Raw genomic sequence first — 14,346 nt, forward strand, 5'->3', positions numbered from 1 at the left:
TGTAATTTAGGTACAACATATTTTTACATAAATGCAAAAATATACTTGACTGTTAGTGTACTAACAATTAGTATACTAACTATGAAGAATTCATCGATTTCTATAAACTGTCTATTATTTCAATTAGGTTTATCACGAAAAAAGGTACAAAAATGGTACGAATCATTTTTATCCAATTATGGTCTTAACTCCTCTTACGTATATGTAATGGAGGTAATTAAAGATACTGGACCATGTAGTTTAACATCGATTGCAAATTATTTAGAGTTAGAAAGGGCGACTGTGAGTCCATTGCTCACAAGGATGGAGAGAGATGGTTTTATTAAAAGATTACCTGGGAAAGAGAGGAGGACTATGGAAGTTCACTTATCAGAAAAGGGAAAGGGAATTATTGAAGAGGCGCTGGTTCAATTAAAGGAAGCAGATAAACAGTTAAATGATAAGTTAGAAGGGGAATTACAGACGATAAAATCTGCTATAGAAAAAATAAATAATAAAATGTGAGGATTTTTAATGAAAAAATTTGTTGTTCATCTTACTAATAAACAAAGGCAGTTCATGACAGAAGCATTGATTTTAGACCATGTAGCTTATTTAAGAAATTTAAAGGAGGAAGGAGTCCTTCCATTTTGTGGGCCATGTGTAGATGGAACCGCATTGATGATTTTAGACGCTCCAACAGAAGAAATTGCTAAGGAGTATGTAGAGGGAGATCCTTTTTCAAAGGTTAATTATTACATGGAAAGAAATATAGTAGAAATAGAAGAGGCGAATATTGAAAATAATTTTCTACTAGGAGATGTTTTAAAATACTTAAGTAAATAGAAAAAGGTGTCCTTTATCGGACACCCTATTTCTAAAACTCGGAACTAGTCTTTGGTGAAATATCAAAATAAGCATCAATAATCATTTGTATGGTAGTTTTAGACATACTTAAGTGATGTATGGGAGAATTGGAAATTAATTTTTGCGTATTATCATCTTTAAACGTAATATTTCTGGATAGGTACACTTTGAAAACATCTACCATTCCATTTAATTTTTCTTCCTCCACACTTAGCTCATAAATTGTATCGTTATTTACAATAGAAAGTTGTTCAAATTTTAATGCATGTTTTAACATACTTAAAAGCTCCAAGTTAGATGGAGGATTTGGATTTGTAATGTTATATATTTTGTTCGGTTCTGCCTTATCAATCGCCATTGCTAGAACATCAGATACATAATCAACAGGGACAAAATTAGACGTCCCGGTATTATTAGCTATGACACGATAGTGTTTGTTTTCGTTGCCTTTTTTACGCATCGTTTTTCGTTTGAAAATATCTAAGGCTCTCATAAATCCATACAGTGTGAATTCAGAATCTGCCTCACCAGTCTTGGAATCTCCTACTATAATCGACGGCCTAAAAATGGATACTTCCATATCATTTGCATAGGTAAAGACTAAATGTTCTGACTGGACTTTGCTTTCTTCATAAGGATTGTTGTATGTGTCGGTCGGACTATATAGTTGTTCTGTCCCCACTAATTTTTGTCCAACTGTATAGGCTGTACTTATATAGAAAAATTTCTCGACACGTAACATTTTAGCGAGCTCAAGGGCGTTTTTTGTCCCATCATAATTAATAGAAAATAGCTCATTCTTTAAATGAAGATCAAACTTTACTAGAGCAGCAGCATGATAAAAACAATTAACTTTTCCTTCAAGCTCGTTGATATCGTTATCATTCAATCCACAATTTGAAAGGGTTATGTCACCTATATATATGTGTATTCTTTCTTGTTGGTTGTTAGGAAAACTATTTTTTAACTGTTCTGCCTTCTGTTTGTTTCTAGCAAGTACATAAACGTGGTGGGTTGTTCCATGTAATAGATTTTTAAGAAGTTTCCCACCTAGAAATCCTGTGCAGCCTGTTAGAAAAATATTCAAAAAGAATCACCCCTCTGTTGTTTAGTAGCTGTGTGAGTTAAGAAAAACTATGAAATTTGGCGTACAATATTTTTGTTTGTGTTTAAAAAAGCAATAGTTAACTGGTTAAATAATTCATAACCCTCTATGTTGCATACATGTCCGCAATTTTCGATAATCTTCATCGAGGCATCTTTATCTTTTAATATATCCTTTTGTAATGATGTAAGAAAAAGATGGTCTTCTCTTCCAGAAACATACAGTTTAGGGATCCCTTTTGCTTTTAAAGGAACTCCTACATAGCTGCGTTTAAGATATTTCATCGTATTAAACCATCCGATAAAGTCTTTTCTATTCATTTTTTTAGCTTCTCTTATAAATATAGAACGTGATTTTTTATGGTTAGTCTTTGGCATGATAATATAGGCAAAAAGAGTGTATATCCAAAGATGAGGTACAATAGTTTTAACTAAGTTACCTATCGAATACAAAAGAGAAGAAAATGGATTGAATTTTGTCATGGCTCCAGCTAAAATTGCGCTTTTCACTCTATTTGGACTTTCTTTTAAAATCCAATGAATGATAATCGAACCAAGGGAAACGCCGATAAAGTGTGCTTTTTTTATTTTTAAAACATCTAACGTTTTCACTACTTCCTGAGCAACAAGAGAATGGGAAAAGCCCTTGTATGTGTGAACACTTGGAGAGTTTCCGTGTCCGGGTAAGTGAATAGTAATAACGTTAAAATATTTCTTATATAGTTCTATTTGTTTATAAAAAATACTAGAATTTCCTCCAAAACCGTGAAGAAGAATGATGTATTCGTTGCCAGCTATTTTGCTGTGAATCTCATGTTCTAACACTGATTTCCTCCTATCATCTTCTGAATGCGATTCCAAAAATATTAATAGACTTCTAAAAAGAGTGGAAAAGCCCATCTTTCTATAATAAATGATAGAGTTCTATATTACATCCTTAAATATGACTATTGTGTGAATGTATTATTTTCCATCCCATAGCAACTGCATTTCCTTACAATGAGAAAGTAAATAATCTAGCTTACCTTTTCCTATTATTTTTCCTTCCTTTAATACAATGATAGTATCTGCACGCTTTAGCACTTCTTGGCATTTGGTAACGGCAACGATGGAGGAATATCTTTTACTGTTTAATAACCTATCCCACACTTTTGCTTCTGTGTCTATATCTAATGCACTTGATAAATCGTCGACAATTAATAGATTTGCTTTACGATACATGGCCCGAGCTGTAGCAACTCTTTGTTTTTGTCCACCTGATAATTTAGCTCCTTGCGTCCCGACATGTTTATGGGATTGATCAAGACTGTTCCTTAAATCTTCCTCTAACAATGTTATGTGTAATACTTCAGCAAACTCCTTTTCATCAAATGAGTTCCCTAACAAAATATTGTTGTGAATAGAATCTGAGAACAAGTATGGTTTTTGAGGTATATAACTGCACATGGGAGGTGCAAAATGTTGCTGTATGTCTTTAACTTTCTCTTGATTCCAATAAATTTCTCCCTTTTGAATTGGCAGTACACCTATAAGCATTTGTAGTAAGGTTGTTTTTCCGGAGCCAACTTTTCCGGTAATAACAGTAAGTGTTTGTGGGTCAATTTGTATGTCTATGTCATGAATACCATTTAAGGATTTCGGATAAACATAAGTTCCATTTTTAATTTTTAATCCATCAAACTTTTTCTGTATACAATGTTTTCCCTCAGGCATAGGTTCTTTAAACAAAGAAGGAATGTGTGTAACTGTTGCTTGTGGTGAACCTGTTAATCGATTTAGCCGGGCTAACGATACGTTTAGTCGATTATAGTTTGCTGTCAATGAACCAAATCGAACAATCATTGTCGTGATCCACGTTAAAAAATAGGTGAATAGGGCAAAATTCCCAACCGTGAACTCTCCTTTGCTCATGGCATGAGCTGCCAGCAGAAGGACCATTCCAGTACCTATTTGAACAATATTCGTGTAAGTAGAAGTAATAATTGACCCAAATAAGGCCTCATCTACATTCGTTTTTGTACGTTTCTCATTCCACTTTTCCAGTTCCGCTTCCACTCGAGTTTCTGCATTTGACAGTTTAATTGTCTGGATATTTCGGAAAACTTCATTCATAAAACCAGTAGTTTTCTCTGTTACTTCACGATTTTTTGTTCTTAGTTGATCCACTCTTTTTTTAGCACGATGAGCAATGATTGTTACCCCTAGCAAGGGGATAAAAACAGTAAGAGTTATCATCGCATTAATGTTTACCATAATCACGGTTGCAACGATAGCGAATATGGCACTGCCGATAACATCTAATAGCTGAATAAAACTTAGAAAATAACCAACTTCATCGACATCATCTTTTATTTTGTTAACGATTTGACCGCTGGAAGCACCGTAAATAGTAGTGGGTTTTTCATAAAGTTTATGAAAAATATTATTCCTAATAAGGGCACCGATACTTTGGGTGTAGGTTACATCAACAAATCGATTAATCAGAAAGATGATGATACGAAAAATATGGCCCCCAGCAAATAATATAAGTAATCCCCAAATCCCTAAAAAGTGATTGGAATGGCCAGATAATTCATCAAAAAAGTGTTTGCTCATATAGGCTGGGATTAAAAACAATAGCCATCCTAAGGTAGCTAATAAGAAATTAGCAGCATATAAAAGGGGTCTGAATTTAATTAACACCCATAATTGATTAAAGGTAATCATGCCAACTGCTCCTCCATCCCTTTGCTTAAAAGCTGATTGTAATGAGAAAGGGGATTTTTCTCTAAGTTTTCTCGTAAACCTTGTTCTAGTAACTTACCTTCTTCCAACATCATAATAGAATCAGCATAATATAAGGTTTTAAGTCGGTGGGCGATGATGAATGCTGTTCGACCGTTAAGTAATTTTTTTAAAGCCTCCATTACCAACTTTTCCGTTGCAATGTCTAAGTTTGCTGTTGCTTCGTCTAAAATAATAACTTGTGGCTTTTTTAGGAACACTCTTGTTAATCCAATGAGCTGTGCTTCACCTGCAGACAATGTGTTTTTGTCCAAGGGAGTGTCTAAACCTTTTGGTTGCCTCTCAAACCATTCCCAAATTGTTAATTGCTTAAATGCAGTTTTAATCTGTTCATCGGTAATCTTTTCATCCCATAAGGCAATATTTTCTCTAATTGTTCCATGTATTAATTCAAGCTCCTGGGTAACGTAAGCGACATTATTCCTAATAGAAGCAATCGAGTACGACTGAATTTTATTGCCGTTTATGAAGATGTCACCTTGTTGGTGTTCAAATAGGCGAGTCAACAAACGAGCAATGGTACTTTTTCCACATCCTGTTCTTCCGATAATTGCTAATACTTCTCCTGATTTCACTTTAAAGGAAAGATTATGTAAAATATTTTGATTCTGTTCATATGCGAATGTAATATTTTTGAATTCAATAGTCGGTGCCTGATGACAGAAATTCGATTTTTCACCTTTAGTTGTTTCTGTTTTTGTTGAAAGAAGGGAAATGATTCGCTCCATACTTGCACTCGATCTTTGTAAGTCCTCAAATTGTAACGATATTTGTTCGATTGGAACTCTTAGCATTTGGGAATACGTGTAAATTAGATAAATAGACCCAATGGTAATTGTCCCTTTCATAAATAAATAGGTTCCCATTCCTAATGCTAGGACAGTGCCTAATGAGAAGGTGAGCATCGTTATCGAATGGGAAGCGGTTGCTGTCATCAATGCTTTTCGTTCGGTTAATAACTTGTTTTTCAGCAAGACATTCAACTTGTTCATCATATGGGCTGTTGCTCCGCTTTTTTGAATACTAATGAGGCCATTAATTTTTTCTTCTGTAAAACCATACGTTTCTTCAGCAATCTTCCTCGCTTTCATAAAATGGGGGGCAGCATACCCTCTAAACTTATTAATAATGAGAAAAACAGCAAAAGTGAACGCAGTAAATAGAACACCAATCTTCCAATCCTCAACATAAAACACAATTAAAATCCCCAATAATATTAATACGTTATTCAAAATCGTAACAAAAAAATTAGAAAAAAAGTTTGAAAGTGCAGTTACATCCCCGTCAATTCTTTCTGTTAAATCTCCTGGATTTTGTTTGTGGTGGTCCTGTATTTTTAATTTGAGACAGTGGGAGACTAAATCTGTTCTTAGTATATTAGTAGACTTCCAACTAACTTTTTTCCCTACAAAAGTACTGCAAATAGTAAATAACTGTGTAAAGAGAGCGATGGTAAAAAATAACACGGCTGCTTGTAATAACTTACTAAAAGCTCCGCCTCCTACTGCAGTATCTATAAAGAATTTAACGATATGTGGATTGATTAAGCTCAAGATAGAATGAGCAATAACAAAAAAGGCTAGAAAACTGAGGGACTTCCAATAAGGAAGTGCATATTTCTGAAACAAATGAATCGGTTTTTGAATCAACATATTATCACCCTTATCGAGAACTTTATTTACTTTAAAGAGTAACATTAATTACTTCATAACACAACAATCAATTACTTCGTAAGGTAACTATAATTTCGTTTTGGTTTTGTCCGAAATAAAAGACTTAGAGAGTAGATCTCTAAGTCTTTAAAAAGTGACTATTTTTTTGTACTGTGATGGTGTCATACCATAATATTTTTGAAAGGCTCTTTCGAACGTACTTATACTGCCAAAACCACTTTCAAAGGCGATTTCTGTTAAAGTAAATTGTTTTCCCTTCATTAATTGTTCTGCTTTTTTTGTCCGAATATGATTGATGTAGTCACTTATGGATTTGCCTAACTCCTGACGGAACAGACGGTTTAGGTGGGTTTTACTAATACCAGTAGCTGTCGATAATATTTGCAGGGTGAGCGGCTTATCATAATGGTCATGAATGAATTCTAGTACTAGTTTTATAATAGGTTGCTGTATGGAAATATGATCCCTATCCCACTTAGAGGAGTGGGATCCCTTTTGTATCGTTAAAATCTTTTCTGCTATAGAATGTTCAAAATCTTCTAATTCCACTTCCTCTACAGGGGAAAGAAGAGTTCGCTTGAAAAATTGATCTACTTGCTTTATTATTCCTTCTCCATTTGCATGTCCCCAAGGCATGAACTCTATTAGCTTTTTTTCACCAGTTATTTCGGAAAAGACAGTGTTAAAAAATGCTTGATCCACTGAAACAAGCATGAGGCGTATTTTCTCCTTATCAGCAAAGTTTCTATGTTGATCGCCCGGAGAAACGACCGTTACATCATATTTCATTAAGTTTTTATGCTGATCATTAAATTGCATATGCGGGTTTCCGTAAACAGGAATCGATACTTGATACATAGACCCATGTCCATGCATGTCATCAGCCGTTTTATTTCCTAATTCATATATCCCTAAAACCATATTTTTAAGTCTTGATTCCATTATAATCACGCCGACAACTCCTAACTCCGCAAAATGGACCATAAATTTAAGGGTCAATTTGCTTATCCATCATTTCATTTTCTATATAAACTCAATGTAAAAAAGAAGGATTGAGTAATATGAATTTTAGCTTATTTAAAAATAAAAATTTCACTTTACATGCTATAAGTCAAGGGACCGGTTTATTTGGAACGCTTTGTTTACAAATTGCATTTTCCTTATATATTTTGGACTTAACCGGATCTGCTGGTATGTTTGCTAATGCACTTGTGTTGTCTTTATTACCAAATCTCTTATTTGGATTATTCGCAGGTGTTTATGTTGACCGGATTAATCGTAAAAAATTAATTGTTTGTTTAGATGTAATGAGAGCACTAGTTTTGCTTATTTATCTCTTCGTAGATATTTTTTATACTATAAGTCCAACGCATGTCTATATCTTAATTTTCTTTTTAGGTATTTGTTCAACCTTTTTTACCCCTGCTTTTGTTTCTATTTTACCAAATATTGTAGAAAAAGAAGAGTTAATTGATGCAAATGCTGTGGAGAGACCTTTAATGGAATCGATTAGAGTTATTGCTCCAGTTCTTGGAGCGTTATTTTATGGGATAGGTGGATTGACGATAAACTTAAGTATCAATATTGTAGCGTTTTTTATTTCTGCTTTCACAATTAGTTTCATTCATTTCGGGATAAAAGATGAAATAATGCAAAAAAAAGAATCGATGATAAAAAGTGTTAAAGAGGGTTTTGGAGTATTCAAAGGGGATGTACAATTAACCTCCTTAGTTATAAATGGGTTTTTAACACATTTCTTTTTGTTTTCTATCGTCTTAGTTGGGTTTCCTTTTATTATTAAAGAAATTTTTCATGGAACAGATTTGGATGTTGGTATTGTAGAAAGTGCAGCAGCCATTGGCTCCTTATCTAGTATATTTATCGTGATGTATTTGAAGAAGAGGAAAACAACAATGACAAAGGGGATATTTATTGGGGTAATTGGTATGTCTGTTTCGGTTTTACCACTATTAGTCGTTGCTCTTCCTTTTGTCGCAACCTTTCTAGCTAATTCAAAAATTGCGATGATTTTATTTTTCAGTCTCATTACGCTCGTCATATTTTGGATGTTTGGCAATTACGGCGTTTATTTTGTTTCCTTTTATCAAATTAGGGTTCCTAATCATTTAATCGGACGCTACTCAGCTATCATGTTATTAATTTTTTCGTTCGGTAGATTTATTGGATTTAAGTTTTTTGGTTATGTACTTGATCAATATCCATTGTTGTTAACCTTTATTATTTTAGCTGTTGGAATGATATTAAAGATAATTGTGCATATCCCATTTATGAGAGTAGAACAGAAGGAAACACCTCCTTCACTTACGATACCAGTAAATGGATAGGTGGGGGGATTAGTCCCCCTCCTTTTAGAGTACTTTATTTACAATAGGTATCTTTCGAATAAGATAGGTCAGTAAAAAACTTCCGATTATCCCGAAAAGAGTAACAAGTAAGAAGGTAGACATGGCATTAAGCCCAATATCTTTTAAACTATATTGAAAAGCAACAACAATTGGGACATGCAGAATATATACCCCAAAAGCATTTCTCGAAAGTAACTGTAAAAGCTTATTAGATTTGTTCATAAATTCTTTAAAGAAATAAACGATGCCAATACATAATCCTGTACATAAAAAAGTCTCATAAAATGCATAAATAATGCTACTGATACTTGTTCCACCCCCAGCATAAAAGGAAAGGTCCGTGACATAGCGGAAAATAGCTAGCCCTAAACCAATGGTTAGCCATGTAATACCCACCCGATGGGATAATTGGTTAAACCAATTATTGGTGTAAGCTAAAAGTCCAAGTAGAAAAAAAGAGACATACTGAGGTACGTGTGCATATTCTGTTTGGATAAATCCAAGAAACCCGACCCATTGGTCAATTGGGTTTTCTATCCTGACGAAAAAGGTTATGAGAGCAACAATAATGGTGAAACCAAGTAAGTGATAGTTTGTCAACGAATGAATAGTTAATCGAACAAAAAGATTTAACTTAATGAATAAATATCGAAAGGCTGTAAAAATGATAGCATAAACGAGTAAATGTTCAATAAACCAAAGATGGGCAAACTGCATGTCTGGCCAACTAGGTCCACTCCAGTCGATAGGGTGAGCACCTATTCCTCCAAAGTAAATATGTTGATAATAGGTAAGAAAAGAAATGGTATCGTAGTTTCTAAAATTAATATAGTAGAAATACATAATAATTGGAATGAGTAAAAAGAAACCTATGATTAAAGGTATTCCCAGTCGAATAAAGCGTTCTTTTAAAAACTTTTTGTTCCCTTTGCGGACAATTGAGCCAGGGAGAAAATAAGCTGAAATCATAAAAAATAAACTCATAAAAAAGGCTGCATTAACGGAAAAAAACTTTCCTAAGTTAGTAGCTAAATCTGTTTCAAAATACCAAAATCCATTAGATCCACCGTAGGGTTGTCCTGCGTGATGAGCAACAACTAGCATGATTAGAAAAACCTTAACATTATCTAAGTAATAAAGACGATTGTTTAACTCTTTCATTCTTCCTTCTCCTTATCCAATAAACAGGGTAACCCATTCGGTTACCCTGTTATCATTTAGCCTTCTATTGAATTTGATATTACTTTTTTATTACTTTTAGAAAATATTTTTTTGAACCCTCGAGCAATATCATTAAAAATCATGTATACAGAAGGTACTAAAACAAGCGTGATAAAGGTACCAAACAATAGACCCGAAATAATAACGATTGCTAGGGGTGACTGGAAATTCCCAGCAGTACCAGAAGCTAGGGCAAGTGGAAGCATTCCGCCTGCTGTTGTAAACGTAGTTAAAAAGATTGGTCGTAATCTATTTTTTCCAGCCTCTACAAGCGCATCTCCAATTGACTGTCCATCGTTCCGTAGCTGTTTCGTCCGATCAAGTAGTAATATGGCATTGTTTAAAATGATTCCGATTAACATAATTACTCCTACGCCGGACATTATATTTAGTTCTTGCTGTGTAACTAATAATCCTAAAATAGCACCCACAAAGGTCATCGGTATAACAGACATGACTACAATTGGGTGAGCTAAATGATTAAACTGCACTGCCATTACAACGTAAACTAGGAAAATGGCTGTAAGAAGAACTAAGACCATTTCATTCATTGCTTGTTGTTGGTCCTCTAACTGACCAGCAAGTGACAACGTGTAATTTGTTGGCAAATTGAATTGCTCGATGACTTGTTGTACATCTCGGTTGACGGCGCCTAAATCCCGATTTTCTATATCAGCTCTTATGACAATGACGCGTTCTGTATCATGGTGAACGATTTGATTTGGTGCTGATATCGTTTCAAGTGAAATATATTTTGAAAGTTTCTCTGTTCCATTTAACGTTTTTATTTCCTTATTCAATAGTTGAACTTCTGTTGCTAAAGGTTCACCTAATGACATGGTGATAGGAGCGTATTCTTCATTTATCTGCATTTCCCCAACAGGCATTGATAGGGAAAAATTTTCAATCATTTGTTTGATTTGAAGCGAAGCTATTCCGTCCTCTTCTAATGCACTTTCATTCAGCATAACCTTTTTTGCTTCTGATTGATTCTCATTCGAATGATTTGCTCCAACTATGCCGTCAATTTTGTTTAGCTCTGTTATAAAGTTACTCGCTAATCTATTTAATTTATCGAAATCTTGACCTTTGAGTAAAACATGGACCGGATAACCTCCGCCGCCGCCCATCATTCCAGCAACGCTCTCTATCGGATAATTGTCAGTCATTCCTCGTAAAGAACTCATGATATCTTCATTAACATCTTTTTGCTCTCTTGTAATTTTTTCATCTTTTGTCATATTGACCAAAACAATTAAGGAATTAGCATCCTTGATCACATAATTTGTCTCAACATCTTCTATAGCAGAAAGTCTATTACCCATTTCTGTAATGGTTTCATTTGCCTTTTCCTCTGATAACCCAGCCTCCATTGTCACGATTAGTTCTGCATAGCGATTATATATGTCTGGCATAACGTTCATCGGGATTTTAGAAAGTAGAGAAATAGATCCGATAAAAATGGCGATGAACAGAAGAATCACAATTAAGCGATGCCATAATTTTTTTGTAATCCAGCGAACAATGGAACCGTAAAATGTGATGAAAGGTTTTACTTGAGTCTTTTTCTTCGTCACCTCAACCTTTAAAAACTTCTCTGCTAAAGTAGGTATTAAGGTGAAAGAAACAACAACGGAGCTAATAATTGTAATCGCCACGATGATAGCTAAAACAGATACAATTAGCCCGATTTCTCCTTCTACAAAACCTATTGGTACGAACACGACTATCGTTGTTAACATTGATGCGACTACTGCTGATGCCACTTCCTTTGTTCCTTGAATAACGGCGTCAAAGTTTGATAGACCTTGTTCTTTTTTCTGGTAAATAGATTCTAAAATAACGATAGAAGAATCTACCATCATACCAATTCCAAGTCCAAGAGCAATTAACGTTACCATATTAAAGCTCTGATCAAACAACCACATGGCAGTGAAAGTCAGTAGGATGGATGATGGAATGGCAAATCCTATTATAATGGTTGCACGGATATTTCTTAGGAATAGTAGTAACATGACAAGGGCAATAATTCCACCAATCAAAACATTTCCTTGAACCCCATCAATGGAGCTTTCTACGTAATCAGATTGGGCAACTATTTCGTTTAAGTGAAACCCTTTTACTAGATTCTCATTCCTTATTTCTTCCACTTCAGCTCTAACTGCTTTTGCCATTTCAATTTGCGTCACATCTGAAACACGACCAATTTCTACTAAAATGAGGTCTGTTTCTCCTTCCTTCCAAATCGTTGATACTTTAGAAACTGGCTCTAGAGTAATATCGGCAATTTCGTCAAGGTTGACGTTCCCGTTTATTGTGGGTATTGGTAGGTGTTTAAGATCTTCAATATTTGAGTATGTAGTGTCCCATCTTAGGAGTGGAGTGTTTTCTTCTTCCGTAAATTCACCTAAAGAGGTTGTTGTATTAGAGTTTTGAATGAGGTTGAATATTTGCGTAGGGTTGACATCATGTTCATTCAATTTTTCTTGATCAAGTTGTACATTTACTTCATATTCTTTCAGTCCAGTTAAAGCAACTTCTCTCACTTCAGGCAAAGCTTCTAATTTCGTTTTTAACACATTTTTAGCAAAGCTAGTCATTTCATCTAAATCCCCATTTGAAATTTCCATGAAAAACTCGAATGGCTGATCAGATGACATCTGGAATGTATAGTAATCTTGTAATCCATTTAATTGAGGACTAAGGGAATTTAGAATAGACTGAATTTCTTCATGTCCTTTTTCGCCTTTACCCTCTTCAAAATAAACCCTAGTGCTGGAGATGCCTAAATTAATAGTAGACTCCATTTCTTCAAATCCATCAATGTCTTTAAAACGCTGCTCTAATGGAGTGACTATTTGTTCCTCGATGTTCAAGGCTTCTAAATTTCCAGCAACTAATTGAACAACTACCCCATCCATTGTTTGTGTAGGAAGTAGTTTCTTTCCGATTTTGTCAGTGGAAATTATTCCAGCAACAACAATAAACGCAAATATAAGCCCTATTAATATTTTGCGTTTCACGATAAATTGTAACAACTTCATTCATATCCCCCTAATGTAAAAAATGTATATATAGTAAAATAGTACCACCAAATATTAAACCTTTTATATTGGTCTGACAAGTGAATGTGAAAAGATTTACCTATTCTTAATTTTGTAATAATTCAGCTAGGTTATGCTAATTCTACCTTTTTGTTATTTCTAAATTTGTACCACATGAAGAGGTTTGTTTTTTTCCTCCTGTATATACCAGTTAATTGTATCTTTAATAGCTTCCTGAAGAGGTGTCAACTCCATTTGGAAGGCAGATTTAAATTTATCATCATTCATTACAAATGGTTTGTTAAACTGATAAAAAATTTCTTTGTATTCTTTCATATTAGCGTTAAATAAGCTAAGGACATGAATGAGGAAACGATTAGCAATACGATATTTAACTTCTATATTCAGATAATCGCTCGCAATATGTATTAGCTCTCTCATAGTTCTTGTTTGAAGAGTAGGAAGGTGCCATGATTCGCCTAATGCTTCTTCCGTCCTACCTAATAAAATTAATGCTTTAGCAACATCTTTTATATAGGTAACAGTGTGTGGGACATCGATGGATCCGAGTATATCTACTGGTTTATTCTGAATAAGATGCTCGAAAACTTGTGTACCTAATATGGATGACGTAACACCCGGACCGAAAAAGTCTGCACTTCTGCCAATGACCGCTTTTATCTTCCCATGTTTATGTGCGGACGTTACCATTTCAGCAAGGTCAGCGCGAATTTTTGTTTTTGTTCCTATCGGTTTATATGGATTCGATTCTTTGATATCCCCCTGAACAGGTCCATATGCGTAAAGATTGTCAGCGTATACGAAGGTAGCATTTGTTTGGCCTACTCCATTTAAAAGTCCCTTCATAATTGTAGGGAATTCGTTCCATTGGTTGTAGGGTAAACCGATACAGTTATATACGACTTTGGCATCTTGGCAAATTTCTGCAACTTTTATTTGATTCGCTGCATCACAAGCTATTGTTTCTACATTTGGTGGTACGGCGGTGTTACCATTTCCACTTCTGCTTACTAATTTCACGTGTTCGCCTTGCATGACTAACTCATTCACAACAGCGGCGCCTAGTGCTCCGGCCCCAAAAACTACATGTACACTATTGTTCATTTTTTCATTCCTCCATTTGTTAACAGTGTTAACTTTTTAGTAAAAAAATATATTCATAAATCCTGTTTTCTAATATATTGTTGGTTTCTTTCCTTAAACTACGACATAACTATAGCTTTGCATTTTGATGAGTGCATACGACCGCTTCGGCAGAATACTTCGCTTTCCACGGGCACGGCCTCA

The 14,346-nt window shown here is 34.6% G+C and carries 11 protein-coding genes; 3 read left to right on the plus strand and 8 right to left on the minus strand.

Annotated elements, in window-relative coordinates; genetic code table 11:
- Positions 1-81: 81 nt before the first annotated feature.
- Positions 82-504, plus strand: coding sequence for a MarR family winged helix-turn-helix transcriptional regulator (locus HNQ94_RS08945; protein WP_174497872.1), 423 nt, complete (start codon positions 82-84; stop codon positions 502-504).
- 9 nt (positions 505-513) lie between these two features.
- Positions 514-825, plus strand: a complete 312-nt coding sequence (locus HNQ94_RS08950; protein WP_174497873.1) for a YciI family protein — start codon at positions 514-516, stop codon at positions 823-825.
- A 31-nt stretch (positions 826-856) separates the two neighbouring features.
- Here HNQ94_RS08950 and HNQ94_RS08955 read toward each other — a convergent pair whose 3' ends face one another.
- The 5 genes from HNQ94_RS08955 to HNQ94_RS08975 all read right to left on the minus strand — a co-directional run bounded on the left by HNQ94_RS08955 (position 857) and on the right by HNQ94_RS08975 (position 7,349).
- Positions 857-1,933 carry an SDR family oxidoreductase gene (locus tag HNQ94_RS08955; protein WP_174497874.1) on the minus strand — a complete coding sequence of 359 codons (1,077 nt, stop codon included), beginning with the start codon at positions 1,931-1,933 and terminating at the stop codon, positions 857-859.
- 47 nt (positions 1,934-1,980) lie between these two features.
- Positions 1,981-2,775, minus strand: a complete 795-nt coding sequence (locus HNQ94_RS08960; RefSeq protein ID WP_246200087.1) for an alpha/beta fold hydrolase — start codon at positions 2,773-2,775, stop codon at positions 1,981-1,983.
- Positions 2,776-2,913: 138 nt separating this feature from the next.
- Positions 2,914-4,656 (minus strand): ABC transporter ATP-binding protein, encoded by a 1,743-nt coding sequence (locus HNQ94_RS08965; protein ID WP_174497876.1) that lies wholly within the window; start codon positions 4,654-4,656, stop codon positions 2,914-2,916.
- On the minus strand, positions 4,653-6,386 hold the full coding sequence (locus HNQ94_RS08970; RefSeq protein WP_174497877.1) for an ABC transporter ATP-binding protein: 1,734 nt from the start codon (positions 6,384-6,386) through the stop codon (positions 4,653-4,655). The genes HNQ94_RS08965 and HNQ94_RS08970 overlap by 4 nt, the downstream gene beginning before the upstream one ends.
- Positions 6,387-6,533: 147 nt before the next feature.
- Positions 6,534-7,349, minus strand: a complete 816-nt coding sequence (locus HNQ94_RS08975; protein WP_246200089.1) for a helix-turn-helix transcriptional regulator — start codon at positions 7,347-7,349, stop codon at positions 6,534-6,536.
- A 119-nt stretch (positions 7,350-7,468) separates the two neighbouring features.
- Here HNQ94_RS08975 and HNQ94_RS08980 point away from each other — a divergent pair, with 119 nt between their 5' ends.
- Entirely contained in the window at positions 7,469-8,752 is a 1,284-nt protein-coding gene (locus HNQ94_RS08980; protein WP_174497879.1) for an MFS transporter, read from the plus strand.
- Positions 8,753-8,776: 24 nt separating this feature from the next.
- Here HNQ94_RS08980 and HNQ94_RS08985 read toward each other — a convergent pair whose 3' ends face one another.
- The 3 genes from HNQ94_RS08985 to HNQ94_RS08995 all read right to left on the minus strand — a co-directional run bounded on the left by HNQ94_RS08985 (position 8,777) and on the right by HNQ94_RS08995 (position 14,163).
- Entirely contained in the window at positions 8,777-9,934 is a 1,158-nt protein-coding gene (locus HNQ94_RS08985; protein WP_174497880.1) for an acyltransferase family protein, read from the minus strand.
- Between the two features lie 56 nt (positions 9,935-9,990).
- Positions 9,991-13,038, minus strand: coding sequence for an efflux RND transporter permease subunit (locus HNQ94_RS08990; protein WP_174497881.1), 3,048 nt, complete (start codon positions 13,036-13,038; stop codon positions 9,991-9,993).
- Positions 13,039-13,197: 159 nt separating this feature from the next.
- A complete protein-coding gene (locus tag HNQ94_RS08995; protein WP_174497882.1) occupies positions 13,198-14,163 on the minus strand; it encodes an NAD-dependent epimerase/dehydratase family protein in 966 nt (321 codons plus the stop codon).
- Positions 14,164-14,346 lie beyond the last annotated feature (183 nt).

This window comes from Salirhabdus euzebyi (assembly GCF_014207435.1).
In the GTDB taxonomy this organism is placed as follows: domain Bacteria; phylum Bacillota; class Bacilli; order Bacillales; family Alkalibacillaceae; genus Salirhabdus; species Salirhabdus euzebyi.